This window comes from Burkholderia sp. A9 (genome assembly GCF_000801975.1).
Window position 1 is genome coordinate 1 of the sequence record NZ_JSZN01000024.1, and the last position, 23,697, is coordinate 23,697.

26 protein-coding genes and 1 rRNA gene are annotated in these 23,697 nt (G+C 64.6%); 15 read left to right on the forward strand and 12 right to left on the reverse strand.

What is annotated here, in order from left to right; translation table 11 throughout:
• Positions 1 to 683, reverse strand: a 683-nt coding sequence (locus PI86_RS11730; RefSeq protein WP_152608100.1) for an AMP-binding protein, incomplete at its 3' end; no start/stop codon positions are given.
• Positions 684 to 1,030: 347 nt separating this feature from the next.
• On the opposite strand from PI86_RS11730, the gene PI86_RS11735 reads away from it, so the two are divergent.
• From PI86_RS11735 to PI86_RS11775, 9 genes are all read left to right on the forward strand, one after another.
• Positions 1,031 to 1,948, forward strand: a complete 918-nt coding sequence (locus tag PI86_RS11735) for a DMT family transporter (protein ID WP_039322314.1) — start codon at positions 1,031 to 1,033, stop codon at positions 1,946 to 1,948.
• Positions 1,949 to 2,061: 113 nt separating this feature from the next.
• The gene (locus tag PI86_RS11740) at positions 2,062 to 2,667 is read left to right on the forward strand and encodes a TIGR00645 family protein (RefSeq protein ID WP_014896552.1); all 606 of its coding nucleotides are present in this window, start codon (positions 2,062 to 2,064) and stop codon (positions 2,665 to 2,667) included.
• 34 nt (positions 2,668 to 2,701) lie between these two features.
• Positions 2,702 to 4,225, forward strand: a complete 1,524-nt coding sequence (locus PI86_RS11745) for a fumarate hydratase (protein WP_039322317.1) — start codon at positions 2,702 to 2,704, stop codon at positions 4,223 to 4,225.
• 193 nt (positions 4,226 to 4,418) lie between these two features.
• Entirely contained in the window at positions 4,419 to 4,895 is a 477-nt protein-coding gene (gene bfr, locus PI86_RS11750) for a bacterioferritin (RefSeq protein WP_014896551.1), read from the forward strand.
• 44 nt (positions 4,896 to 4,939) lie between these two features.
• Positions 4,940 to 5,803 (forward strand): glutamate racemase, encoded by an 864-nt coding sequence (gene murI, locus PI86_RS11755; RefSeq protein ID WP_014896550.1) that lies wholly within the window; start codon positions 4,940 to 4,942, stop codon positions 5,801 to 5,803.
• A 159-nt stretch (positions 5,804 to 5,962) separates the two neighbouring features.
• Positions 5,963 to 6,199 carry a (2Fe-2S)-binding protein gene (locus PI86_RS11760; protein ID WP_014896549.1) on the forward strand — a complete coding sequence of 79 codons (237 nt, stop codon included), beginning with the start codon at positions 5,963 to 5,965 and terminating at the stop codon, positions 6,197 to 6,199.
• A 217-nt stretch (positions 6,200 to 6,416) separates the two neighbouring features.
• Positions 6,417 to 7,145 carry an energy transducer TonB gene (locus PI86_RS11765; RefSeq protein ID WP_039322320.1) on the forward strand — a complete coding sequence of 243 codons (729 nt, stop codon included), beginning with the start codon at positions 6,417 to 6,419 and terminating at the stop codon, positions 7,143 to 7,145.
• A 34-nt stretch (positions 7,146 to 7,179) separates the two neighbouring features.
• On the forward strand, positions 7,180 to 7,911 hold the full coding sequence (locus tag PI86_RS11770) for a MotA/TolQ/ExbB proton channel family protein (protein WP_014896547.1): 732 nt from the start codon (positions 7,180 to 7,182) through the stop codon (positions 7,909 to 7,911).
• A 13-nt stretch (positions 7,912 to 7,924) separates the two neighbouring features.
• A complete protein-coding gene (locus PI86_RS11775; protein ID WP_039322321.1) occupies positions 7,925 to 8,353 on the forward strand; it encodes an ExbD/TolR family protein in 429 nt (142 codons plus the stop codon).
• Between the two features lie 407 nt (positions 8,354 to 8,760).
• Here the strand turns inward: PI86_RS11775 and PI86_RS11785 are convergent, their stop codons facing one another.
• On the reverse strand, positions 8,761 to 9,738 hold the full coding sequence (locus PI86_RS11785) for a LysR family transcriptional regulator (RefSeq protein WP_039322325.1): 978 nt from the start codon (positions 9,736 to 9,738) through the stop codon (positions 8,761 to 8,763).
• A 122-nt stretch (positions 9,739 to 9,860) separates the two neighbouring features.
• Here PI86_RS11785 and PI86_RS11790 point away from each other — a divergent pair, with 122 nt between their 5' ends.
• From PI86_RS11790 to hemP, 3 genes are all read left to right on the forward strand, one after another.
• Entirely contained in the window at positions 9,861 to 10,733 is an 873-nt protein-coding gene (locus PI86_RS11790; protein ID WP_039322328.1) for a pirin family protein, read from the forward strand.
• Positions 10,734 to 10,832: 99 nt separating this feature from the next.
• Entirely contained in the window at positions 10,833 to 11,315 is a 483-nt protein-coding gene (locus PI86_RS11795; protein ID WP_039322332.1) for an SRPBCC family protein, read from the forward strand.
• 138 nt (positions 11,316 to 11,453) lie between these two features.
• Positions 11,454 to 11,699: a hemin uptake protein HemP gene (hemP, locus tag PI86_RS11800; RefSeq protein ID WP_039322336.1), complete on the forward strand. Its 246-nt coding sequence runs from the start codon at positions 11,454 to 11,456 to the stop codon at positions 11,697 to 11,699.
• A 292-nt stretch (positions 11,700 to 11,991) separates the two neighbouring features.
• On the opposite strand, the gene PI86_RS11805 is transcribed toward hemP, so the two are convergent.
• The 5 genes from PI86_RS11805 to uvrB form a co-directional block, all read right to left on the reverse strand.
• On the reverse strand, positions 11,992 to 13,389 hold the full coding sequence (locus tag PI86_RS11805; RefSeq protein WP_039322340.1) for a 4Fe-4S binding protein: 1,398 nt from the start codon (positions 13,387 to 13,389) through the stop codon (positions 11,992 to 11,994).
• Complete coding sequence (locus PI86_RS11810; RefSeq protein WP_039322342.1) at positions 13,386 to 14,228, reverse strand: FTR1 family iron permease; 843 nt, start codon at positions 14,226 to 14,228, stop codon at positions 13,386 to 13,388. Before PI86_RS11810 ends, PI86_RS11805 begins: the two co-directional genes overlap by 4 nt.
• 58 nt (positions 14,229 to 14,286) lie before the next feature.
• Entirely contained in the window at positions 14,287 to 14,619 is a 333-nt protein-coding gene (locus PI86_RS11815) for a cupredoxin domain-containing protein (protein ID WP_006760846.1), read from the reverse strand.
• Between the two features lie 55 nt (positions 14,620 to 14,674).
• A complete protein-coding gene (locus PI86_RS11820; RefSeq protein ID WP_014896539.1) occupies positions 14,675 to 15,226 on the reverse strand; it encodes an iron transporter in 552 nt (183 codons plus the stop codon).
• Positions 15,227 to 15,443: 217 nt separating this feature from the next.
• Positions 15,444 to 17,534, reverse strand: a complete 2,091-nt coding sequence (uvrB, locus tag PI86_RS11825) for an excinuclease ABC subunit UvrB (protein WP_014896538.1) — start codon at positions 17,532 to 17,534, stop codon at positions 15,444 to 15,446.
• A 250-nt stretch (positions 17,535 to 17,784) separates the two neighbouring features.
• On the opposite strand from uvrB, the gene PI86_RS11830 reads away from it, so the two are divergent.
• Complete coding sequence (locus PI86_RS11830) at positions 17,785 to 18,984, forward strand: amino acid aminotransferase (protein WP_014896537.1); 1,200 nt, start codon at positions 17,785 to 17,787, stop codon at positions 18,982 to 18,984.
• Positions 18,985 to 19,131: 147 nt separating this feature from the next.
• On the opposite strand, the gene PI86_RS11835 is transcribed toward PI86_RS11830, so the two are convergent.
• Positions 19,132 to 19,920 (reverse strand): 3-hydroxybutyrate dehydrogenase, encoded by a 789-nt coding sequence (locus PI86_RS11835; protein ID WP_014896536.1) that lies wholly within the window; start codon positions 19,918 to 19,920, stop codon positions 19,132 to 19,134.
• Between the two features lie 163 nt (positions 19,921 to 20,083).
• Here PI86_RS11835 and PI86_RS11840 point away from each other — a divergent pair, with 163 nt between their 5' ends.
• Both PI86_RS11840 and PI86_RS11845 read left to right on the forward strand, forming a co-directional pair.
• Positions 20,084 to 21,055, forward strand: coding sequence for a potassium channel beta subunit family protein (locus tag PI86_RS11840; protein WP_039322347.1), 972 nt, complete (start codon positions 20,084 to 20,086; stop codon positions 21,053 to 21,055).
• A gap of 110 nt (positions 21,056 to 21,165) precedes the next feature.
• Positions 21,166 to 22,011 carry a 23S rRNA (adenine(2030)-N(6))-methyltransferase RlmJ gene (locus PI86_RS11845; RefSeq protein WP_014896534.1) on the forward strand — a complete coding sequence of 282 codons (846 nt, stop codon included), beginning with the start codon at positions 21,166 to 21,168 and terminating at the stop codon, positions 22,009 to 22,011.
• A gap of 15 nt (positions 22,012 to 22,026) precedes the next feature.
• On the opposite strand, the gene PI86_RS11850 is transcribed toward PI86_RS11845, so the two are convergent.
• The 4 genes from PI86_RS11850 to rrf form a co-directional block, all read right to left on the reverse strand.
• The gene (locus PI86_RS11850) at positions 22,027 to 22,395 is read right to left on the reverse strand and encodes a hypothetical protein (protein ID WP_014896533.1); all 369 of its coding nucleotides are present in this window, start codon (positions 22,393 to 22,395) and stop codon (positions 22,027 to 22,029) included.
• A 114-nt stretch (positions 22,396 to 22,509) separates the two neighbouring features.
• Positions 22,510 to 22,656, reverse strand: a complete 147-nt coding sequence (locus PI86_RS16510; protein WP_014896532.1) for a DUF3563 family protein — start codon at positions 22,654 to 22,656, stop codon at positions 22,510 to 22,512.
• Between the two features lie 216 nt (positions 22,657 to 22,872).
• Entirely contained in the window at positions 22,873 to 23,277 is a 405-nt protein-coding gene (gene cueR, locus PI86_RS11855; protein WP_039322350.1) for a Cu(I)-responsive transcriptional regulator, read from the reverse strand.
• A 290-nt stretch (positions 23,278 to 23,567) separates the two neighbouring features.
• A 5S ribosomal RNA gene (gene rrf / locus PI86_RS11860) occupies positions 23,568 to 23,680 on the reverse strand.
• Positions 23,681 to 23,697: the final 17 nt, after the last annotated feature.

Below are 23,697 nucleotides of genomic sequence, written 5' to 3' on the forward strand. Positions count from 1 at the left end.
CGGCGATAGACGATCACGCTCTTCACCGCCTGGCAACCGCCCATCGCGATCGCTTCGTCGGCGATGCTCTTGAGCGGCAGCGTCTTGCCGCCGCGCGCCTGCTCGTCGGCCGTGATCAGCGCGACCGCGCCGACGTCGACGAGCCGCTCGTTCAGCGATTTCGCGGAGAAGCCGCCGAACACGACCGAGTGCGTCGCGCCGATGCGCGCGCAGGCCTGCATCGCGACGATGCCTTCGATCGACATCGGAATATAGATGACGACGCGATCGCCCTTGCCGATCCCGCGCTTCTTCAGCGCGTTCGCGAAACGCGATACGCGCGCGAGGAGATCGGCATAGGTGACGCGGGTGACGGTGCCGTCGTCGGCCTCGAAGATCACCGCCACGCGCTCGCCGTTGCCGGCTTCGACGTGACGGTCGAGGCAGTTGTACGACGCGTTCAGTTCGCCGTCGTCGAACCACTTGTAGAACGGCGCGTCGCTCTCGTCGAGCACCTTCGTGAACGGCTTGTGCCAGCTGAGGCCCTCGCGTGCGAGACGCCCCCAGAAGCCTTCGTAATCGCGCTCGGCTTCGGCGGCCAGCGCACGGTAGGCCGGCATGCCGGAAATGGTCGCCGCCTTCTCGAGCGCCTCGGGCGGCGCAAACTGGCGGGTTTCATGAAGAACCGATTCAATCGCAGACATCGACAACCCCTTGGTGAACATGAATCCTCTGCATGGCGGCGCGATCGTGCGCGCCGCGCGTCTTGGCCGGCGCCTGCGCGCCGCTGTCTCCCACCCACCCGCGCGCGGCCCGAAGGCTGCGCACGATGCTGCACCGCACCACGTCACGCGACGGTGATCGTCCGGCACGACCGTTTCCACGATAAGCGCTCGAACTTACCCGTCACTTACGCGGCGCCGCCGTTTCGCACGCCGCGCGGCGCCGCTTTGCGGTCAGCCGCTTTACGGTCAGCTGCTTTACGGTCAGCTTTACGCTGTTACAACCACGACCCTACAATCCTAACTGAACTCGCCTCCCGGATTCCAGCTTGAATCGCTACGCCCTCTTCCTCATCCTGTCGATGCTATTCGTCGGCAGCAACGTCGGTATCGGCAAATCCATCGTCGTCTTCGTCCCGGTCGCCATCCTCGCCACGCTGCGCTTCGTGATCGCGATCGCCGTGCTGTGGCCGCTGTTCAGCCCGGTGAAGATGCGCGCGGTCCGCCGCGCCGAGTGGCTGAACCTGTTCCTGCAGGCTTTCTTCGGCACCTTCATGTTCACGCTGCTGATGCTCAACGGCGTGCAGCGCACCAGCGCGGTCGCGGCCGGCGTGATCACGAGCACGATCCCCGCGATCGTCGCGCTGTTCGCGTGGCTGATCCTGCGTGAAAAACCGAACGGCCGTGCGCTCGTGTCGATCGCGCTCGCGATCGCCGGCGTCGTGACGATCAACCTCGCCAACGGCACCGCAGGCAGCGCATCCGCGCACGGCGCCGGCGGCACGTCGTCCGGCTCGCTGACCGGCAACCTGCTGATCCTCGGCGCCGTGTGCTGCGAATCGATTTACGTGATCCTGTCGCGCCGGCTCACGCAGACGCTCGCGCCGATCGACATCTGTGCATACACGCACCTGTTCGGCCTGTGCCTGATGCTGCCGCTCGGCGCGACGGCGCTGTGGCATTTCGATTACGCGAGCGTGCCGGCCGGCACCTGGGCGCTCGTCGTCTGGTACGGGCTGTCGGCCAGCATCTTCTCGTTCTGGCTGTGGATGAAGGGGATCCGGCACGTGCCGGGCAGCCTCGCCGGCGTGTTCAGCGCGGTGCTGCCGGTGGCGGCCGCCGCGTACGGGATCGTGTTCCTCGGCGAGCGCCCGACGCTCGCGCACGGCATCGCGCTGGCGTGCGTGGTCACCGGCATCGTGCTCGCGAGCCTGCGCGTGAAGCGCGTGCCGGCCGCCGCATCCTGATCCGTCCCCGGCGGCACCGGCGCGTCGCTGCAGCCGCGCCGGCCGACGCGTTACAATAGCGCGCCTTTTCGAGATTACCCCCGATACCTGCGCACCGCGCCCGTACCACCATCATGTCTGCCCCGCATTCGCCCGGCCCCGCCCGTCGTCCGCTGCGCCCGCTGCCCGCGCTGATCTTCATGAGCCGCTGGCTCCAGGTTCCGCTTTATCTGGGCCTGATCGTCGCGCAGGCCGTCTACGTGTTCCTGTTCCTGAAGGAAGTCTGGCACCTGCTGTCGCACGCGACGAGCCTCGACGAAATCAGCGTGATGCTCGCGGTGCTCGGCCTGATCGACGTCGTGATGATCTCGAACCTGCTGATCATGGTGATCGTCGGCGGCTACGAAACGTTCGTGTCGCGCCTCGGCATCGAGGGCCATCCCGACGAGCCCGAGTGGCTCGACCATGTGAACGCGGGCGTGCTGAAGGTCAAGCTGTCGATGGCGCTGATCAGCATTTCGTCGATCCACCTGCTGAAGACCTTCATCAACCCGGACCAGCACACGACGCACGCGATCATGTGGCAGGTGATCATCCACGTGTCTTTCCTCGTGTCGGCGCTCGTGATGGCGTGGGTCGACCGCCTGACGACCCACACGCACCCGGCCCATTTCCACGAGTCGCACGCGCCCGTAGCGGCCGTGTCCCGCAAGCCGGCCGAAGCAGCCGTCAACGCATAAACGCATTCCCCACAGTCCCCACAGAGTCTCAGCCATGACCGTCATCAAACAGGAAGACCTGATCCAGAGCATCGCGGATTCGCTGCAGTACATCAGCTACTACCACCCGCTCGACTACATCCAGGCACTCGGCCGCGCGTACGAGCTGGAAGAGAGCCCGGCCGCGAAGGACGCGATCGCGCAGATCCTCACGAACAGCCGCATGTGCGCGGAAGGCAAGCGCCCGATCTGCCAGGACACCGGCATCGTCACGATCTTCGTGAAGGTCGGCATGGACGTGCGCTGGGACGGCGCGACGATGGGCCTCACCGACATGATCAACGAAGGCGTGCGCCGCGGTTACACGCACCCGGACAACGTGCTGCGCGCGTCGATCGTCAATCCGCCGGAAGGTGCCCGCAAGAACACCAAGGACAACACGCCGGCCGTGATCCACTACGAGATCGTGCCGGGCGACAAGGTCGACGTGCAGGTCGCGGCGAAGGGCGGCGGCTCGGAGAACAAGTCGAAGTTCGTGATGCTGAACCCGTCCGACTCGATCGTCGACTGGGTACTGAAGACCGTCCCGACGATGGGCGCCGGCTGGTGCCCGCCGGGCATGCTCGGGATCGGCATCGGCGGCACCGCTGAAAAGGCGATGCTGATGGCGAAGGAATCGCTGATGGAGCCGATCGACATCCAGGAAATCATCGCGCGCGGCCCGCAGGACTGGGTCGAGGAACTGCGCGTGGAACTGCACGAGAAGGTCAACGCGCTCGGCATCGGCGCGCAGGGCCTCGGCGGCCTCGCGACCGTGCTCGACGTGAAGATCATGGCTGCCCCGACGCACGCGGCATCGAAGCCGGTCGCGCTGATCCCGAACTGCGCGGCGACCCGCCACGCACACTTCGTGCTCGACGGTTCAGGCCCGGCCAAGCTTGAAGCGCCGTCGCTCGACGCCTGGCCGAAAGTCCAGTGGGAACCGAACACCGAAACCAGCAAGCGCGTCGACCTGAACACGCTGACGCCGGAAGAAGTCGCGAGCTGGGCGCCGGGCCAGACGCTGCTGCTGTCGGGCAAGATGCTCACGGGCCGCGACGCCGCGCACAAGCGCATCGCCGACATGCTCGCGAAGGGCGAGAAGCTGCCGGTCGACTTCACGAACCGTGTGATCTACTACGTCGGCCCGGTCGATCCGGTGCGTGACGAAGTGGTCGGCCCGGCCGGCCCGACGACGGCCACGCGCATGGACAAGTTCACCGAGACGATGCTCGCCCAGACGGGCCTGATCTCGATGGTCGGCAAGGCAGAACGCGGCCCGGTCGCGATCGACGCGATCAAGAAGCACAAGGCGGCGTACCTGATGGCGGTCGGCGGTGCGGCGTACCTCGTGTCGAAGGCGATCCGCGGCGCGAAGGTGCTCGCATTCGAAGACCTCGGCATGGAAGCGATCTACGAGTTCGACGTGCAGGACATGCCGGTGACGGTGGCCGTCGACTCGTCGGGCACGTCGGTGCACCAGACCGGTCCGAAGGAGTGGCAGGCGAAGATCGGCAAGATCCCGGTCGCAACCGCTTAAGCGCGCTCTCACGAAGGGCCGGACGGGAGTCCGGCCTTTTTACTTCTCATTCTCGTTATTGAGCGCGGCCGGTTATGCAAGGCTGATTCTCATTACACGCGGAAGGCCGGCCCGACAAGGCTTTGAGGCTTGGCTTTTCTCGTTCGAGCGATTATCGTTCGGTTTCTGAAGCCCCACTGAACAAGGAACAGCCATGCAAGGCGACAAGAAAGTCATCGAATACCTGAACGCCCAGCTGAAGAACGAACTGACGGCGATCAACCAGTACTTCCTGCATGCGCGCATGTACAAGCACTGGGGCCTCGACAAGCTCGGCAAGCACGAATACGACGAATCGATCGGCGAAATGAAGCATGCCGACTGGCTCATCGAACGCGTGTTCATGCTCGACGGCCTGCCGAACCTGCAGGACCTGCACAAGCTGCTGGTCGGCGAGGAAACCGAAGAGATCCTGAAGTGCGACCTGAAGCTCGAGCAGATCTCGCAGGCCACGTGCAAGGAAGCGATCGCCTACTGCGAATCGGTGCGTGACTACGTGTCGCGCGAGATCTTCGAAAAGATCCTCGACGACACCGAAGAGCACATCGACTGGCTGGAAACGCAGATCGACCTGATCGGCAAGGTCGGCCTGCAGAACTACCAGCAGACGATGATGGGTTCGCCCGAGTAACTGCCCCCCCTCTCCACGACCACGACCGCCACCGCGCCGTCCGCATGACGTTGACGAACCAGCCAGCCGCTTCCGGGGTCCGCCCCGCCGCCCCCGTCGGAATCTTCGATTCGGGGCTCGGCGGCCTGTCGGTGCTGCGCGCCGTGCGCGCGCACCTGCCCGGCGAGTCGTTCGTCTACGTCGCCGATTCGCACCATGCGCCGTATGGTCCGCGCGACGAGGCGTTCATTACGGAACGCACGCTGGCCATCGGCGAGTGGCTCGCTCGCGAGGGGGCGAAAGCGCTCGTCATCGCGTGCAACACCGCAACGGCGCGGGCGATCGCGGCCATCCGCGAACGCCTGTCGATGCCGCTCGTCGGTGTCGAGCCGGGCATCAAACCGGCCGCCGCGCTGTCCGCGAGTGGCGTCGCGGGCGTCCTCGCCACGCAATCGACGCTGAACAGCCCGCGCTTCCAGGCGTTGCTCGACCGTTACGGCGCCGGCCGTCGCTTCATCTGCCAGCCCGGCCACGGGCTCGTCGAAGCGATCGAGCGCGGCGACACGAACTCGCCCGCGTTGCGCGCGTTGCTCGACCGTTACCTGCAGCCGATGCTCGACGACGGCGCCGATACGCTGGTGCTCGGCTGCACGCATTACCCGTTCTTCACGGAAACGATTCGTGACCTTGTGGGCGACCGCCTGACGATCGTCGACACGAGCGATGCCGTCGCCCGCCAGCTCGCTCGGGTGCTCGACGAACGCGGCCTGCGCGCGCCGGCCGGCACGCGGGCCGCGCCGCCGCGCTTCTGCTCGACGAGCGACGGCCAGCAACTGCGTGCACTCGCGTCGACGCTGCTCGGCCTCGACGCATCGGTCGAATCCGTCACCATTTCCTCGCCGAACGCGCGCGCCTGCGCGACCGCCTGACGCAGGCCGGCACACCGCCGGCGCACCCTCTCCCCGCGGCCGCGGCGCTCCCGCCGTTTCAGGGGTCCGATGACCTTAAAAAAAGCCGAACCCAGGCTTGTCAACGCCCGCAAATTTAATGATAATAATTCGCATTAACGTTAGCTATCGCAACTCACCATGATCGTCTGCGTGTGCAAGTCTGTTTCCGACCGCAAGATTCGCGCGTCCCTCGCCGAGGGCGTGAGCTCTTTCGATGAACTCCAGTTCGAACTCGGCGTGGCCACGTGCTGCGGCAAGTGCGAGGAGTCCGTGCGTGACCTCATGGCCGAGCAAGGTATTTGCGCGAGCCAGTGCGGTGTCGAGCATCACGCTCACCCGATCCCGGTGACGTTCTACGACCGCAAGGCCGCCTGAGCGGCACCGAGCGTGCGCATGCGGCCCGGCCGCATTTTTTGTTTCAACCGTCAGCAAGCCACCTTCCGCGCGAGCCAGCGGCTTACCTGCCAAGGAGCCTGTCATGGAATTGCTGATCGGATTTGTGACCACCGTGTGCATCTCGCTGCTGATCTTCCGCAAGTGATACCGATTCACCCGCCGCGCCCCGGGTGCGACGTCGTTCTTTCAAGCTAACATGCAGGCTTCGCAATCCGCTCCTGCCGGCGTCTTGCCGGCTGCCCCCCGTATGAATCCCCGGGTCATCACCGTCGCGGTCGGTGTGCTTGCCGCACACGCGATCATGCTGACCGCCGCCTGGCTCCATCGCAACGCGCCGCCGCCGAAGGAGATCGAGGTCCAGTCGATCACCGCGCAACTCATTCCGCCTGCGCCTGCTGCCCAGCCGGTCGCGGTCCAGTCGGCCGCACAGCCCGCACCGCCGAAGCCCACGCCGCGCGAGAAGCCCAAGGTCGAGCCGAAGCCCGTGCAGAAGGCAGTCAAGCCGACGCCTCAGCCGGTGGCGCAATCGCCCTCGCCGACGCCCGCGCCGGCGGCTGCCGATCCGACGCCCGCTCCCGCCGCACCGGCACCTGCTGCGCCGGCCGCCACACCCGGCCCTGCTCGCGAGACGATGCAGGTCAGCGCGCCGAAGAACGTATCGGCACTCACCTGCAATTTCGTAAAACCCAGCTATCCGTCGATGTCGCGCCGCCGCGGCGAAACGGGCACGGCCTATGTTCACTTCATCATCGGCGTGACGGGCAAGATCGAAAGCATCCAGTTGCAGAAAAGCAGCGGCTACCCGCGTCTCGACGAAGCCGCGCTCGAGGCGACGCGCGCCAGTACCTGTCCGCCGTATATCGAAAATGGACAGGCGATCCGCGCCGCACATACGCTGCCCTTCAACTTCACGCTCGACGATTAACCCGCCTCATTCGGAAGATTCAAAGGAAATAAAAATGCAAAGCTACGGTATCGCGCACGTCTGGGCGCAAGGTGATTTCGTCACGCGCGCCATCGCGATCACGCTGCTCGTGATGTCGGTCCTGTCGTGGATCGTGATCATCGTCAAGGGCTGGAACGTGGTTCGCCTGAACCGTCTCACGAAGAATGCCGAACAGGCATTCTGGCATTCGGACGATTTCGACGACGGCATCAAGAAGCTCGGCCTCGCCGCATCGACGCCGAGCGACAACCCGTTCCTCGCGCTCGCGCTGTCGGGCAAGGAAGCCGCCGACCACCACCATCAGACGCAACCGCACCTGCACGATCGCATGGACGTGTCGGACTGGGTCACGCGCTGCCTGAAGGACACGATGGACGAAGGCATCTCGCGCATGCAGGCCGGCCTCGCGATTCTCGCGTCGATCGGCAGCACGGCGCCGTTCGTCGGCCTGTTCGGCACGGTGTGGGGCATCTATCACGCCCTGCTCGTGATCGGTGCAACCGGCCAGACGTCGATCGACCAGGTGGCGGGCCCGGTCGGCGAATCGCTGATCATGACGGCCTTCGGCCTGTTCGTCGCGATTCCCGCAGTGCTCGGCTACAACGCACTGACCCGTGCGAACAAGGGTGTCGTCAGCAAGCTGCGCCGCTTCGCGCACGGTCTGCACGCGTACTTCGTGACGGGCGCGCGCCTCGCGTCGTCGTCGGCCCGCGACGGCCTGCGTCTCGCGACGCGCGCCAGCTGAGACGAGGTGAACCATGGCAATGAACACCGGTTTCAGCGACGATGACGACGATGGCGTGATGAGCGAGATCAACATGACGCCGCTCGTCGACGTCATGCTCGTACTCCTGATCATTTTCCTCGTGACGATCCCGGCGATGCAGCACGCGGTCAAGATCGACCTGCCGCACGCGAGCAGCCAGCCCGTCGAAGAGAAGCCGCAGACGGTCGACGTCGCGATCCAGGGCAACGGCACGATCCTGTGGAACGACCAGACGGTCACGCGCGAGCAGCTGAAGGCACACATCGCGGAAGCGGCACAGCATCAGCCGCAACCGGAGTTGCACCTGCGCGCCGATCGCAAGGTTGCATATGAGCATGTGGCCGAAGTGATGTCCGATGCACAGGCTGGCGGCCTGACGAAGCTCGGCTTCGTCACGGAGCCGACTGCAAAGGCGAAGTAACGCACGCGCATTCGCATGTTGCCGGCAACGCTTCGCCGGCTATCCGGCGGGTCGCACCTAGCCGGCCGCGCCTAGCCGGCCACGCACAAAGTAAAAGGCCTTCATCGCCAGATGAAGGCCTTTTTTCGTGCGCACACGGGCGCCTTCGGGCTGCGGGCTCTTCGGCGGTATCGGTTGCGCCTCGAGCAACGCAAATGCGACTACCGTGGTCTTCACGGATTGCGCGTTCTGCCCTATCTGGCTCGCAATATATGCTGCCACCTGATTCCGCGCCGAACTTCCTTCGCGAAATGGGATTTCAATATAGGCCCGCGCGCGTTTGCATTCAAGACCCCGCCGATTGAAACTTGCGATTGCCGGCGGCGCTTCAATGACAAAACAAATTTGCCACGAAGCACATCTTGCATTCAGGTGGCCGAAGCATCGGCCGCTGCCGCTTCCTTCTTCGCGCGCTCGGGGCAGCCGGGCTCCTTGTATTCGCCGTGGTCGAGCTTCTCGACCAGATAGTCGACGAACGCGCGCACCGCGGGCGGCATCCCCTGCCGCGACACGAACACCGCATAGAGTTGCGGCACCGGCAACGTCCAGCCCGGCATCACCGGCGACAACTGCCCCGCGCGCAACGCATTGCCGTACATCATCTCGGGCAGCGCCGCGATGCCGAGGCCGTCGAGCACGGCCTCGCGGATCGTCATCAGGTCGGCCGTCACGAGCCGCGGGTCGTGCTCGTGCACGTGACGCGTGCCGTCCGGCGCGATCAGGCTGAACACGTGGCGTCCGTCGACGCTCGGCGTATCGAGCGTCTCGAAATGCGCAAGATCGTCCGGCACGAGCGGCGGCGCATTCTGGTTCAGCAGGCTCGGCGCACCGACCAGCATCTGCTCGGTCCGCCACAGCGGCCGCACGACGATGTTCGCGTTCTGCGGCGGCTCCGAGCGCACGCGCAATGCGACGTCGATCGAATCCTCGAACAGGTCGATCACGCGATTCGTCACACGGATGTGCACCTTCACCTCGGGATAGCGGTGCAGGAATTCGGGGAGGATGCGCGACAGCATCGTCTGCGACAGCGTGACGGGGACGCTCACGCGCACGGAGCCGCGCGGCGACGCGCGCAGCTGCTGCACGGCGTTCATCGCGGCCTGGGCTTCGGCCAGCATCGCCTGGCAATGCTGGTAGAACAGCTCCCCCGCCTCGGTCAGCGCGAGCTTGCGCGTCGAACGCTGCAGCAGGCGCACGCCGAGCGCCGCCTCGAGTTCGGTCAGGCGCCGCGACAGGCGCGATTTCGAGATACCCAGCACGCGCTCCGCAGCCGAGAAACCGCCGTGCTCGACGACCTGCGAAAAGTACATCAGGTCGTTCAGGTTGTGTGCATCGATGTTCATGTCATCGTTCCAATTTCAGAACAATCCATTGCGAACCGCCGTCAATCGGGCGGCAAAACGCCCAATATAATAGCGCTGTGTTTCAAAAATAACGCTATTCCGATGATTTCGAGGGCTTCTGCATGACGATCGCTCGCTCGCTTGACCGCACGTACCCCGCGCTTCGCACGACCGAAGGCGGCGGCTTCGTGGTTCACCGCCCGTTCCCGACCCGGCTGCTGATGGATTTCGATCCGTTCCTGCTGCTCGATGAAATGGGCCCCATCGACTATGCCCCTGGCGAAGCCGTGGGTGCGCCCGACCACCCGCATCGCGGCTTCGAGACCGTGACCTACGTGCTCGACGGGCGCTTTCGCCATCGCGACTCGGCCGGCCATGCCGGCACGCTCGGGCCCGGCGACGTGCAATGGATGACGGCGGGTGCCGGCGTCGTCCACAGCGAGATGCCGGATCCCGAATTCGCGCAGGCAGGCGGGCGCTCGCACGGCTTCCAGCTGTGGGTCAACCTGCCGCGCCGCGACAAGCTGATCGCACCGCGCTACCAGGAGATTTCGGCCGATCGGATTCCGAGCGCCACGTCGCCCGACGGTCGTGCGCAGGTCCGCGTGATCGCCGGCGAAGCGTTCGGTGTTCGCGCGGCGATCGAGACGCGCACGCCGATCCTCTACCAGCATTTCACCCTGCAACCGGGCGCAACGGTCACGCAGCCGGTCCCGGCAGGCTATCGCGTATTCGCATACCCGCTCGATGGAGCGGGCCGCTACGGGCCCGACAGACGGGTTGTCGACGCACGGCACATGATCGTCTACGGTGACGATGGCGATGCCGTGACGTTCGAAGCCGGCGATGCACCGCTCGACCTGCTGCTGGTCGGCGGCGTGCCGCTCAACGAGCCGATCGTCCGCTATGGCCCGTTCGTGATGAATACCGAGGAAGAGATCCGGCAGGCCGTCGTCGACTACCAGACCGGCCGGATGGGACGCATCGAAGCGTGACGCCCGATCGGGGCCGCAGGTGCCGCGAAACGGCTCGTTTTGCGTCACAATGACTTCTTGAACCATGTGGCTGCCCGCCACCAGAAGGAACCCGTCCCCTTGAACTTCGAACATCTGATCCAGATCAACTCCGACGATCCGGCCGTGCCGTCCCTCACCCGCGACCAGCTCTGGGAAGGCCTCGTGCTGCGCGCCGAACAGCCTCAGCTGTTCGTGATCGGCCTCGACAGCTGCGTCGTCCACGAACGAACGGACACGACGCTCGAACGCGAACTGCACTACGGCCATGCGACCGTGCGCGACCGCGTGACGTTCACGCCGAACCAGCAGGTGCGCTACGACATCCATGCGGCCGGCGGCGAGATCGGCGGCTCGCTGACGATGACGATCGAGGAGCGCGACGACCACGAGCTGTTCCTGCGCTTCGAATACCGCACGACGCTGACCGTCACGGATGACAGCGAGGACGCGCGTCAGACGCACGGCATCGTCAAGGAAGCGTATCGCACGTCGGACATCGACACGGTGCGCCTGATCCGCGAATACGCACAGGGGCGCAAGGACCCCGATCCGCTGCACTGACATCAACGGCGGCCTGCGGGCCGCCTCTTTGATTCAAGCTATCGAATGTGTCACCTCGATCGACAAAGAGTTTTTGTGAATGGGAATGGTTATCATTTAGAATTCATTCCATCGTATCGACAGTCACCGATCAACCGAATGACCGACACCACGCGCCCGACCACGCTGACCTTGCGCCGCACGACCGGCACCGCAAGTGCCAACCGTCAGAAGACGGCAGCGGTCACGACGCCGGCGAAACCCGCCGGAAGCCGCGATGCCGGCACCCGGACCCTCAGCAGCGATGCGCTGCTGCAAGGCCACAGCCACATCAGCATCGCGCATAACGGAGAGACGTATCAGCTGCGTGCCACGCGGCTCGGCAAGCTGATCCTGACGAAGTAACGACCGAGTATTGTGGGGACCACCTCCCTGAGAGGTGTTGGGCAGTAGCCAGCGTAACGGCTTGCACGCGAGATCTAGACCCCTTCGTGCAAACACACTCAAGCAGCCGTTGCAGCAAGCCAAGCCACTTTTTTTGGTTCTCGCACAAGGAAGAAAAAAAGCGACACGTCGAAGGACGTGTCGCTTTTTGTTTGGGTGCCCGGATGCAAAGGAACAAAAAGATCCGGAGCCAGGCAGCACAACGACTTCGCCCCCTGCTCCGGAACGCGGCCTCAAGGCCCTCGATCACGCATCAGAAACCCCAGAACATCAACCACCATGCGCTGTCGACGACGGCCAGGCCGGCGGCGAACCACGCGAATGCAGCCAGCCGGCGCGGCCACGCGGCATAACGCCCCGTCACCTGCCATGCGAGCCACGCGCTCCACGCGTTGGCGCCGACCAGGATCGCGATACGGACGCTGGTCGCCCAGTCGAGCGGCACGTGCTCGGCCCGCAGCAGCGACAGCGTCGTCGCCGACAGCCCGAGGAACACGCCGGCTCCCGCGATCGGGATCAGCGCCTGCGCGAGATGATGGAGACGCACGCGGTCGAAACGGCCGAGCATCAGCGTCGCACCGGCCAGCAGCACCAGCAGTGCCGTGCCGTACACGACGCCCGTGCCGACGATGTAGCTGACGATCAGCCCGCCGTCGAGCCACGAGAACACGTCGTTGCGATCCGGATAGTGCGTGAGCAGGAACCACGGTGCATTGGTCTCGAGCGGCCACGTGATGTCGTGATCGATCAGCCAGCCCGCGAGCCATTGCTTGATCTGCACGAACCACGGGCTGGCGGTCCAGTGGAATGCGCCGATCGCGACGCCGAGCAGGCCGTACAGGATCAGCGCCGTGTCCCACGGGTTCGCCTGCTGCTCACCGAGGTTCACGACCTCGTCGGACGGCGAGCGCCACGACAGCGCGATCGCGTCGCGGTGCCCGCTGCAGCGGCCGCACATGTGGCATGCGGCGGCGCCCTTCATGTTGCGCAACGGCACGAGCGGCGCGCAATTGATCGGAATCACGCGATGCCCGTGCTCGCCGTTCTTGTACGAGCGGCGCCACGCATCCTCATCAACCTTGTAGCGCATCGGCGCGAGCCGCGCGAGCAGCCCGAACACCCCATTGACCGGGCACAGATACTTGCACCACACGCGCTTCTCGCGGCCGTACAGCACGCCGATCACGATCGCGCCGACGGTCGAGCCGCCCAGCACGAACAGCACCGCGAGCGGGTACTGGTACACGCTGACCATCTGCCCGTAGATCGTCGTGAGCCCGAACGCGACGAACGGCCAGCCGCCCCACCGCATCCAGCGCGGAATCGCGCCCCCGCGGCCGAACTTGCTCGCATATTCGGTCAGTGCGCCTTCCGGGCACAGCACGCCGCACCAGACGCGGCCGAGCATCACCATCGACAGCAGCACGAACGGCCACCAGATGCCCCAGAACACGAACTGCGCGATCAGCGTGAGGTTGCTCCACAGGTGCGCGGAATCGTCCGGCAGCGGCAACACCGCCGGCACGATGATCAGGAACGCGTAGACGCCGACGACGACCCACTGGATGCCGCGGATCACCGCGCCGTGGCGCTGCATCCACTGGCCGGCCTGCGCGAGCCAGCCCGGCTTGGCTGCGGCGACCACGCTCATGCCGCGCGACCCGCAGGGACCGCCGGACGGCGGCTCGCGCGCTTCATCAGCAGCCAGACCACCGCCCAGTACACGGCGTACGCGACCAGGTTGGTCAGCGCCGGGTGCGCGCGATAGCCGGTCAGCGTCGCGACGAGCGAGCCGAACGTGCCGGAATCATCGAGGATCGCGGAGGTGTCCCACACTTGCGAGATGCCGAGCGGCAGGATTTCCTTGTCGATCAGCTTGTCGACGCCGGTCTGGAACAGGCCCGCGCCGAGGAACAGCAGCATCACCTCGGTGACGCGGAAGAAATGCCGCCACGAGAAGTACTTGCCGCCGAGCTGCAGCAGATAGAACGTGAGGAACGCGAGGCCGAGGCCGAGCACGACCGCGAGCATCTGGCTGCCGTCAACATGTCCGGACTGGCCGAAACCGAGGCCGTACAGGAAGATCACCGTCTCGCTGCCTTCGCGTGCGATCGCGAGCGCGACCAGCACGGCCACGCCCCACCAGTTCGAATCGCGCGTGCTCTGCTGCAGCGAATGCTCCATGTCGCGCTTCAGCGTGCGGCCATGCCGGCGCATCCACAGCACCATCTGCACGATCAGCACGCACGCGATCAGCACCATCGCGGTCTGGAAATAGTCCTGCGCGTCGCCGGACAGCACTTCGGTAAAGCCGACGAGCGCGGCGCCGAGACCGATGGCCATCAGCAGGCCGACTGCCACGCCCGTCCACAGAAATGGCAGGCCGCGGCGCGCGTCGTCGTCGCCGTTCTTCAGCCATGCATAGAGGATGCCGACGACGAGCAGCGCTTCGACGCTCTCCCGCCAGACGATGAACAAGATCTGACCCATTGAATCCTCCTGACGTGCGGGGCACGGCACGCATGCGTCCGCACGCAGATAAAACGCATTACTTCGCGACGATCACGCCCTGTGCCTGCTGGTGGAAATCGTCGAAAAACTTGTATTCGCCCGGCGACAGCGGGGCGACAACCACGAACGAGTCGGCGCCCGGTGCGAGCACCTTCTCCTTGCGCAACTGCACGCTCTCGAATTCGGCGGCACCCTTGCCGGTATTCCTGATCTCGATCTTGAAGCGCTGGCCGGCCGGCACTTCGATCCGGGCCGGATTCAGCTTGCCGTCCGTCATCTCGAGCTTGAACGTCGGCAGATCGGCGGCATGCGCCGCGCCGGCGAGCCACAGCGCGGCGGCTGCGGCGACGATTTTCTGGGGAAATTTCATTCTGGGTTCTCTACGCCGACGGCGCGCCGAAGCGCGCCGTCCGTGATGCCACCGATCAGTACCCGCCCTTCTTGCCGATGCCGGCGAACGGGAAGTCGTATTCGAGGGTGACGGGCTTGAACCACGCGCCCACGCCCGTTTCCTTGTCGACGTGACGGCCGAATGCCATGTGGCCCGACTGCATCGGCGGCTTGACGGTCATCGTCAGGTGGTACTTGCCCGGGCCGGCCAGCTTCACGTTGTCGCCATAGTGCGGGCCATCGCTCGCGACCATGCCCATCAGGTCGCCTTCAGCCTTCCACTTCGTGTCGCCCTGCTTCGTCAGCTTGTACGTGACCTGCAGATACGGCATCCAGTCGCCTTCCGCGAAACCCGTCGGGTTGTTCTTGACCGCGTGGATGTCGGCCTCGAGGTGGATGTCGGAATCCGACGCCTTGCGCATCATCCCTTCCGGATCCATCGTGATCGGCTGCAGGTAGACCGCGCCGATTTCCATGCCGCCCTGGATCTGCTGCTTGCCGATCGGATATTCGGCAGCCGAGACCGACATCGCGGCAAACGCCGCCGCTACCGCAACCGACGTGCGGATGAACGAAGAACCCAACATGGACACTCCTTGTTATTTATCAGACCAATCGCGCGCCGCCCGTCAGGAACGCGCTGAAAACACTAACGCAACGAATAACGCTAATGCGAACTATTCTCAATACTTGCGGAGTTTAGCACCGAACCGGCTCCGGAACAAACGAGACACCGTGTAAACCCCTGATCCGACAAGGCTTACAACGGTGTTACATGAATATTTCAGTGACGTTTGGAAAGATTTACCGGCCGCCGGTGATGTGGTCGCCCACATTCGCACCGAACACGCGCTCGCGCAGCAGTGCAAGCTGGTCGCGAGTGGCCGCGGCCTTCTCGAACTCGAGGTTCTTCGCGTAATCGGCCATCTGCTTTTCGAGGCGCTTGATTTCCTTCGCGATTTGCTTTTCCGACATGTCCTCGAACTTCGCGCGCTGCTGCGCTTCCTTCAGCTCCGCGCGCGCCTCATCGGCGTTGTAGACGCCATCGATGATGTCCTTGATGCGCTTCACGACACCGCGCGGCGTAATGCCCATCTTCTCGTTGTGCGCGATCTGCTTCGCGCGGCGCCGCTCGGTTTCGCCGATCGCGCGCTTCATCGACTCGGTCATGTTGTCGGCATACAGAATCGCCTTGCCGTTCACGTTCCGCGCGGCGCGACCGATCGTCTGGATCAGCGAGCGCTCGGCGCGCAGGAAGCCTTCCTTGTCCGCGTCCAGAATCGCGACCAGCGACACTTCGGGGATGTCGAGACCTTCCCGCAGCAGGTTGATCCCGACCAGCACGTCGAACGTGCCGAGCCGCAGGTCGCGGATGATTTCGACCCGCTCCACCGTGTCGATGTCGCTGTGCAGGTAGCGCACCTTGACGCCATGGTCGGCCAGGAACTCGGTGAGCTGCTCGGCCATCCGTTTCGTCAGCACGGTGATCAGCACGCGTTCGCCGGCGTTCACGCGCGCATTGATCTCGGACAGCACGTCGTCGACCTGCGAGCTTGCCGGACGCACTTCGATTTCCGGATCGACGAGCCCCGTCGGCCGCACCACCTGCTCGGCGACCTGCCCCGTCACGCGCTGCTCGTAGTCGGCCGGCGTCGCCGACACGAACACCACCTGGCGCATCTTGCGCTCGAACTCCGGGAACTTGAGCGGCCGGTTGTCGAGCGCCGACGGCAGCCGGAAGCCATAGTTGACGAGGTTTTCCTTGCGCGCGCGGTCGCCGTTGTACATCCCGTTCAACTGGCCGATCAGCACGTGCGATTCGTCGAGCAGCATCAGTGCGTCGGGCGGCAGGTAGTCGACGAGGGTCGGCGGCGGCTCGCCGGGGGCGGCGCCCGAGAAATGCCGCGAGTAGTTCTCGATGCCCTTGCAGAAGCCGAGCTCCTGGAGCATCTCGAGATCGAAGCGCGTGCGCTGTTCGAGGCGCTGCGCCTCGACGAGCTTGCCGTCGCTGTAGAAGAACTCGAGGCGCTCGCGCAACTCGTCCTTGATCGTCTCGACCGCGCGCATCACGGTGTCGCGCGGCGTCACGTAGTGCGACGACGGATACACGGTGAAGCGCGGGATCTTCTGCCGCACGCGCCCGGTCAGCGGGTCGAACAGCTGCAGCGTCTCGACCTCGTCGTCGAACAGCTCGATGCGCACGGCCAACTCAGCGTGCTCGGCCGGGAAGATGTCGATCGTGTCGCCGCGCACGCGGAACGTGCCGCGCTGGAAGTCCTGTTCGTTGCGCGAGTACTGCATCGCGATCAACCGCGCGATCACGTCGCGCTGGCCGAGCTTGTCGCCGGTGCGCAGCGTCAGGATCATCTGGTGGTATTCGGACGGGTTGCCGATACCGTAGATCGCCGACACGGTCGCGACGATCACCACGTCGCGGCGCTCCATCAGGCTCTTGGTCGCCGACAGCCGCATCTGCTCGATGTGCTCGTTGATCGACGAGTCCTTCTCGATGAACAGGTCGCGCTGCGGCACGTACGCTTCAGGCTGGTAATAGTCGTAGTACGAGACGAAGTATTCGACCGCGTTGCGCGGGAAGAACTCGCGGAACTCCGCGTAGAGCTGCGCCGCCAGCGTCTTGTTCGGCGCGAACACGATCGCCGGGCGGCCGAGCCGCGCGATCGTGTTGGCCATCGTGAAGGTCTTGCCCGAACCGGTCACGCCGAGCAGCGTCTGGAAGGCGAGGCCGTCGCCGACGCCTTCGACGAGCGTGTCGATCGCGGTCGGCTGGTCGCCTGCGGGCGGATACGGTTGGTACAGCTGGAACGGTGACCCTTCGAAGGTCACGAATTTCGATTCGTCGAGCGCGTCGCCGACTTCGGCGTGATGTTCGGACATGGAGTGCGGCCGGAGCGAGGGCAAAAAAACTATTCTAGCGCTTCACGGCGTTGCGAACCGCTGACGGCTCCTGACGCGCGAGCGCCGCCCGAAATCGCGATTCGCCGCGCAATCACCGCCCCCGCCAGCGTGAATTCGCTACAATATCAGGCTGCTGTGCTTTCCGGCGCCGTGCCTGTTGGCGCGCGGTCCGCTGCGCCCGCCCCGCCGGCTGAAAGCCTGACCCTCTTTTCACTACTGCCGAATCATCATGTCGCTCTTCTCCGCTGTCCAGCTTGCTCCCCGCGACCCGATCCTGGGCCTGAACGAAGCCTTCAACGCCGATGCGCGTCCGACCAAGGTCAACCTCGGCGTCGGCGTGTACACGAACGAAGAAGGCAAGATTCCGCTGCTGCGCGCGGTTCGCGAAGCGGAGAAGGTGCGTGTCGACGCCGGCCTGCCGCGCGGCTACCTGCCGATCGACGGGATCGCCGCCTACGATGCGGCCGTGCAGAAGCTGCTGCTCGGCAACGATTCGCCGCTGATCGCCGCGGGCCGCGTGGTTACGGCGCAAGCGCTGGGCGGCACGGGCGCGCTGAAGATCGGCGCGGATTTCCTGCGCACCGTGAACCCGAACGCGAAGGTCGCGATCAGCGACCCGAGCTGGGAAAACCACCGTGCGCTGTTCGAAGCCGCCGGCTTCGAAGTCGTCGCCTACCCGTACTACGACGCCGCCACCAACGGCGTGAACTTCGAAGGCATGCTGTCGGCGCTGAACAGCTATGCGGCAGGCACGATCGTCGTGCTGCACGCGTGCTGCCACAACCCGACCGGCGTGGACCTGACCGAAGCGCAATGGCAGCAGGTCGTCGACGTCGTCAAGGCGCGCAACCTCGTGCCGTTCCTCGACATCGCCTACCAGGGCTTCGGCGAGAACATCGAGGCCGATGCCGCTGCCGTGCGTCTGTTTGCCGCGGCCGACCTGAATGCATTCGTGTCGTCGTCGTTCTCGAAGTCGTTCTCGCTGTACGGCGAGCGCGTCGGCGCGCTGTCGATCATCACGTCGAGCAAGGACGAAGCAACGCGCGTGCTGTCGCAACTGAAGCGCGTGATCCGCACGAACTACTCGAACCCGCCGACCCATGGCGGCGCCGTCGTCGCGGCCGTGCTCGCGTCGCCGGAACTGCACGCTTCGTGGGTGCAGGAACTCGGCGAAATGCGCGACCGTATCCGCGCGATGCGCAACGGCCTCGTCGAGCGCCTGAAGGCGAGCGGCGTCGATCGCGACTTCAGCTTCATCAACGCGCAGCGCGGGATGTTCTCGTATTCGGGCCTGACCTCGGCGCAAGTCGATCGCCTGCGCGAAGAGTTCGGCATCTATGCAGTCGGCACGGGCCGGATCTGCGTTGCAGCACTGAACACGCGCAACCTCGACGTGGTCGCCAATGCAGTCGCGGCGGTCCTGAAGTAAGTCGGCGTCAGCGGGCGGCAGCCGTCACCGGCCCGCCCTGCCGAAACAAAAACGCGCTCCCCGGAGCGCGTTTTTTTATGCCGTTCTGCTTGCAGGCGACGTCTCCGCACGGACAGCGCGCATCGCGGCCGCCCGTGCCGGAAGCCGTTACTGCATGAACCAGCCGTGGCTGACGACGAACGACTGGCCGGTGAGCGCGGCGCTCGGGAATGCCGACAGGAACAGCACCGTCTGCGCAACGTCCTGCACCGTCGTGAACACGCCGTCGACCGTATTGCCGAGCATCACCTTCTTCACCACTTCCTCTTCGCTGATGCCGAGTTCCTTCGCCTGCTCCGGAATCTGCTTGTCGACCAGCGGCGTGCGCACGAAGCCCGGACACACGACGTGCGAGCGCACGTTGTGCTTCGCGCCTTCCTTCGCCAGCACGCGGGCCAGGCCGAGCAGACCGTGCTTGGCCGTCACGTACGCCGACTTCAGCGGCGACGCTTCGTGCGAGTGCACCGAACCCATGTAGATCACGACGCCGCCGCGATCGTCCTTGTACATGTGCTTGAGCGCGGCCTTGGTCGTCAGGAACGCGCCGTCGACGTGGATCGCCTGCATCTTCTTCCAGTCGGAGAACGCGTAGTTCTCGATCGGGTTGACGATCTGGATGCCCGCGTTCGACACGAGGATGTCGACCGAGCCGAACGCCTCGGCCACCTTGTCGATGCCGCTGTTCACGGCTTCCTCGTTGGTCACGTCCATCGCGACGCCGATCGCCTTGCCGCCTGCCTTGTTGATCTCGTCGGCAACCGCATTCGCGCCGTCCTGGTTCAGGTCGGCGATCGCGACGGCCGCGCCCGCCTTGGCGAGCTCGAGTGCGATTTCCTTGCCGATGCCGCTTGCGGCGCCCGTGACGACTGCGGTCTTGCCGCTCAGATCTGCTGCCATGTCCGTCTCCTTTGTTTATCGGATCGAAAAAGCGCGCCCCGCTGCATCCGCTTTCGTCACGCGATCGTGCAGGCGGGCCAGCCGCTATTGTGCACGATCGGCCCCGCCGTCCGCGCGCAAAACGTCTAAGCTTAAGGTCGGTTCCGAGTCGCGGGAGGTTTCCATGCAGTATCGACGACTAGGCCGCTCCGGCCTGCAGATCAGCGAGCTCTCGCTCGGCTCGTGGGTCACGTACGGCAATCAGGTCGACCAGCGGGTCGCACGCGAATGCCTCGCCGCGGCCCGCGACGCGGGCGTCAATTTCTTCGACAACGCCGAGGTCTATGCGGGCGGGAAATCCGAGGAAATCATGGGCCAGGCGCTCAAGTCGCTCGGCTGGCCGCGCGTCAGCTACCTCGTGTCCACGAAGTTCTTCTGGGGTCTTGCGGAAGCGCCGAACCAGTACCACACGCTGAACCGGAAATATCTGCTGAACGCGATCGACGGCTCGTTGCGCCGGCTTCAGCTCGACTATGTCGACCTCGTCTACTGCCACCGCCCCGATCCGAACACGCCGATCGAGGAAACCGTCTGGGCAATGAGCGACATGATCGTGCGCGGCAAGGCGCTGTACTGGGGCACGTCCGAATGGAGTGCCGACGAGATCCGCGCCGCATGCGAAACCGCCGAGCGGCATCATCTGCACAAGCCGGTCGTCGAGCAGCCGCAGTACAACCTGTTCCACCGTACCCGGGTCGAACAGGAATATGCGCGGCTCTACGACGACTACGGGCTGGGCCTGACGACCTGGAGCCCGCTGGCGTCGGGCCTGCTCACCGGTAAGTACCGCAACGGCGTACCGCCGGGCAGCCGTGCGCAACTGCAGGGCTACGACTGGCTCCGCGACCGGCTGACGGATCCAGCCAGCAACGATGTCGTCGAGCAGCTCGGCGAGATCGCGGCCGAACTCGGCTGCAGCACGGGACAGCTCGCGATCGCGTGGGTGCTCGCGAATCCGCACGTGAGTTCGGTCATTACCGGTGCGTCGCGGATCGAGCAGATCGGCGACAACATGCGCGCACTCGACGTCGCCGCCAGGCTGACACCGGAAGTCAAGAAACGCATCGAGGAGGCCGTCGGCAACGCATACGAGTAAGGCGACCCGCGGACACTCGCGTACAATACGCGGCCGCATCCGCGCCGGCCCGACAGCCGCGCTTGATCGTCCGTTTTCATCGATTCATCTTTCGTTCCAGGCAGCCAGCCATGCTCAGTTATCGTCACGGTTTTCACGCAGGCAACCACGCGGACGTGCTCAAGCACGCCGTCGTCGTCCAGCTGCTGCGCTACCTGAACAAGAAGGACAAGTCGTACTGGTACATCGATACGCACGCCGGCGCCGGCGTGTATTCGCTGCGCGACGGCTATGCCGCCAAGACGTCGGAATTCGACACCGGCATCGGCCCGCTGTGGAACGACAAGAACCTGCCCGAGGCGCTGGGCGATTACATCGACGAAGTCCGCGCACTGAACGACGACGGCGAGCTGCACTACTATCCGGGCTCCCCGTATCTCGCGTGGCGATCGATGCGTGAACAGGATCGCATGCGCCTGTTCGAAATGCACACGACCGAAATCGACGTGCTTCGTCACAACTTCCGCGATGCGGGGCGACGCGCGATGATCTTCGCCGGTGACGGTTTCGAAGGCGTCAAGGCGCTGCTGCCGCCGCCGCCGCGACGCGCGCTCGTGCTGATCGATCCGTCCTACGAGGACAAGAAGGACTACGCGCGAACCGTGACCTGTGTCACGGAATGTCTGAAGCGTTTCGCGACCGGTTGCTACGCGATCTGGTATCCGCAGGTCGCGCGTGTGGAGTCACAGCGTTTTCCGGAACAGCTCAAGCGTCTACAGCCGAACAACTGGCTGCACCTGACGTTGACGGTATCGAATCCGCCTGCAGACGGCCTGGGCCTGTATGGCAGCGGAATGTTCATCCTGAATCCGCCGTACACGCTCGCACAGAGCATGAATGAAGCGCTGCCCTATCTCGTGGAACGGTTGGGACAGGACAGCGGCGCCCGTTGCCAGATCGAGCAGCGCGGAAACTGAGCGAGCGCGCAGCCGTTACGGCTGCGGTCGCGGCGTGGGTTTCGGCTGGTTGGACGGCTGCAGGCCCCAGCCCGGGACATTGATATACGGCGCGACAAACAGCGGGACCGACGAATTCGGCGCCTGCCCGGCCGGCGTTCGCAAGCCTGCCGGTTCGACGATCGGCTCGGACGACAACGGAGCCGTTTGCAGCACCAGGCCACCCTTGCCATCCTGGATTCCACGTTGGGTATCGAGAATCAATGGCTTGGATGAGGTCGCGGCGCCGGCCGCAACGGCGTGGACGAGCACTGCCGCGCCCAGGACGAGACGCGCGCGGGAAACGTGACGCACATCGAGATGCAAGCGCATTGTCGGGTTCTTCCGGTTGAAAAGCAGGTCCATACCATAGCGCCACACCGGCGATTTCGCCAGATCCGACGCACAAAAAAACAAAGCCCCGTCAATACGGGGCTTGCTTTTCGCTCGGTGCCACACGGCACCTGACGGGCACTGCGATTACAGCGAGTAGCCGTTCGATTCGAGCGAACGGATGCGGTGCTCGAGCTGGACGACGTCCGACGACGTGGCGAGGTATGCCTCACGGCGCTCACGCTCTGCGGATTCGAACCAGTTGCTCAGCTTTTCGACGATGTAGGCGATCATGATGTTCTCCAAGGAAGGGGGGACCCCTGGCGAATCGAGATTCAGGGATTTCCCGTATAGGGTTATCCCGAATTATAGCGATGCCGCACCAAGATGCTAGTGAAATGCTTGCATGGGAACCATTCCAATTCGGAATGGATTATGAAGCATTAGCGCCAACTCATTGATTTTTATAGACATTGAATCGAGGCCCATTTCCGGCCTCGAGGGCACGCACTAATCTGGTTCACTGACCGGGTCGGCGAGACGCGCCAAAATCGGGCATTCTGGCCGCCCGTCACCGTGGCAGTGCGCAGCCAGATTGGCCAGCGTGTCGCGCATGTCGCTCAGCTCAGCGATGCGTTTGTCGAGTTCGGCCACGTGTTCGAGGGCGATCGACTTCACTTCGGCACTGGCCCGGGCTCGGTCTTGCCAGAGCATCAGCAGCTTGCGGATATCCTCGACGAGAAATCCGAGCCGCCGCGCCTGGCGGATGAAGCGCAGGATATGGATTTCGTCCGATCCGTAGATCCGGTACCCGGCGTCGCTACGCTTGCTCGGCGCGAGAAGGCCGACCTGTTCGTAGTACCGGATCATTTTCGCGCTGACTCCGGATTCGCGCGACGCGTCGCCGATATTCATTCCCGCCCTCTCTCGATCAAGCTATGGTTCAAACTCGAACGTCGACACCGATGCCGCCGCCGATGCTTCGATCGTATCAAATCGCGTCGTTTCGTTCCGGGCCGGGCGCTGGCGACAAGATCGACGGTAGTCCGGATGTATGGGGAACGGTATGCATTCGGGTACAGCTCGCGGCCAGTTCACCGCCCGCCGATGCCAGCGACCAGCCCACCGCCTCAGCACCTCACCATTTTCGGCGCCAGAAATGCAAAAACCCCCGCCTTTCGGGCGGGGGTTTCTGGCTTGAGGGAGCCTGACGATTACCTACTTTCACACGGGAATCCGCACTATCATCGGCGTAGAGTCGTTTCACGGTCCTGTTCGGGATGGGAAGGGGTGGGACCGACTCGCTATGGTCATCAGGCAAAGAGGGTTGTTGCG

Bases quoted from the DNA above. Each gene is read 5' to 3' on its own strand.
- PI86_RS11840 (WP_039322347.1), top strand. From the start codon at position 20,084: ATGCAGTATCGACGACTAGGCCGCTCCGGCCTGCAGATCAGCGAGCTC.
- hemP (WP_039322336.1), top strand. From the start codon at position 11,454: ATGACCGACACCACGCGCCCGACCACGCTGACCTTGCGCCGCACGACC.
- PI86_RS11830 (WP_014896537.1), top strand. From the start codon at position 17,785: ATGTCGCTCTTCTCCGCTGTCCAGCTTGCTCCCCGCGACCCGATCCTG.
- PI86_RS11745 (WP_039322317.1), top strand. From the start codon at position 2,702: ATGACCGTCATCAAACAGGAAGACCTGATCCAGAGCATCGCGGATTCG.
- cueR (WP_039322350.1), bottom strand. From the start codon at position 23,277: ATGAATATCGGCGACGCGTCGCGCGAATCCGGAGTCAGCGCGAAAATG.
- PI86_RS11835 (WP_014896536.1), bottom strand. From the start codon at position 19,920: ATGGCAGCAGATCTGAGCGGCAAGACCGCAGTCGTCACGGGCGCCGCA.
- PI86_RS11810 (WP_039322342.1), bottom strand. From the start codon at position 14,228: ATGGGTCAGATCTTGTTCATCGTCTGGCGGGAGAGCGTCGAAGCGCTG.
- PI86_RS11760 (WP_014896549.1), top strand. From the start codon at position 5,963: ATGATCGTCTGCGTGTGCAAGTCTGTTTCCGACCGCAAGATTCGCGCG.
- PI86_RS11845 (WP_014896534.1), top strand. From the start codon at position 21,166: ATGCTCAGTTATCGTCACGGTTTTCACGCAGGCAACCACGCGGACGTG.
- uvrB (WP_014896538.1), bottom strand. From the start codon at position 17,534: ATGTCCGAACATCACGCCGAAGTCGGCGACGCGCTCGACGAATCGAAA.
- PI86_RS11740 (WP_014896552.1), top strand. From the start codon at position 2,062: ATGTCTGCCCCGCATTCGCCCGGCCCCGCCCGTCGTCCGCTGCGCCCG.
- PI86_RS11815 (WP_006760846.1), bottom strand. From the start codon at position 14,619: ATGAAATTTCCCCAGAAAATCGTCGCCGCAGCCGCCGCGCTGTGGCTC.
- PI86_RS11785 (WP_039322325.1), bottom strand. From the start codon at position 9,738: ATGAACATCGATGCACACAACCTGAACGACCTGATGTACTTTTCGCAG.
- PI86_RS11805 (WP_039322340.1), bottom strand. From the start codon at position 13,389: ATGAGCGTGGTCGCCGCAGCCAAGCCGGGCTGGCTCGCGCAGGCCGGC.
- PI86_RS11775 (WP_039322321.1), top strand. From the start codon at position 7,925: ATGGCAATGAACACCGGTTTCAGCGACGATGACGACGATGGCGTGATG.
- PI86_RS11765 (WP_039322320.1), top strand. From the start codon at position 6,417: ATGCAGGCTTCGCAATCCGCTCCTGCCGGCGTCTTGCCGGCTGCCCCC.
- PI86_RS11850 (WP_014896533.1), bottom strand. From the start codon at position 22,395: ATGGACCTGCTTTTCAACCGGAAGAACCCGACAATGCGCTTGCATCTC.
- PI86_RS16510 (WP_014896532.1), bottom strand. From the start codon at position 22,656: ATGATCGCCTACATCGTCGAAAAGCTGAGCAACTGGTTCGAATCCGCA.
- PI86_RS11790 (WP_039322328.1), top strand. From the start codon at position 9,861: ATGACGATCGCTCGCTCGCTTGACCGCACGTACCCCGCGCTTCGCACG.
- murI (WP_014896550.1), top strand. From the start codon at position 4,940: ATGACGTTGACGAACCAGCCAGCCGCTTCCGGGGTCCGCCCCGCCGCC.
- PI86_RS11770 (WP_014896547.1), top strand. From the start codon at position 7,180: ATGCAAAGCTACGGTATCGCGCACGTCTGGGCGCAAGGTGATTTCGTC.
- PI86_RS11820 (WP_014896539.1), bottom strand. From the start codon at position 15,226: ATGTTGGGTTCTTCGTTCATCCGCACGTCGGTTGCGGTAGCGGCGGCG.
- bfr (WP_014896551.1), top strand. From the start codon at position 4,419: ATGCAAGGCGACAAGAAAGTCATCGAATACCTGAACGCCCAGCTGAAG.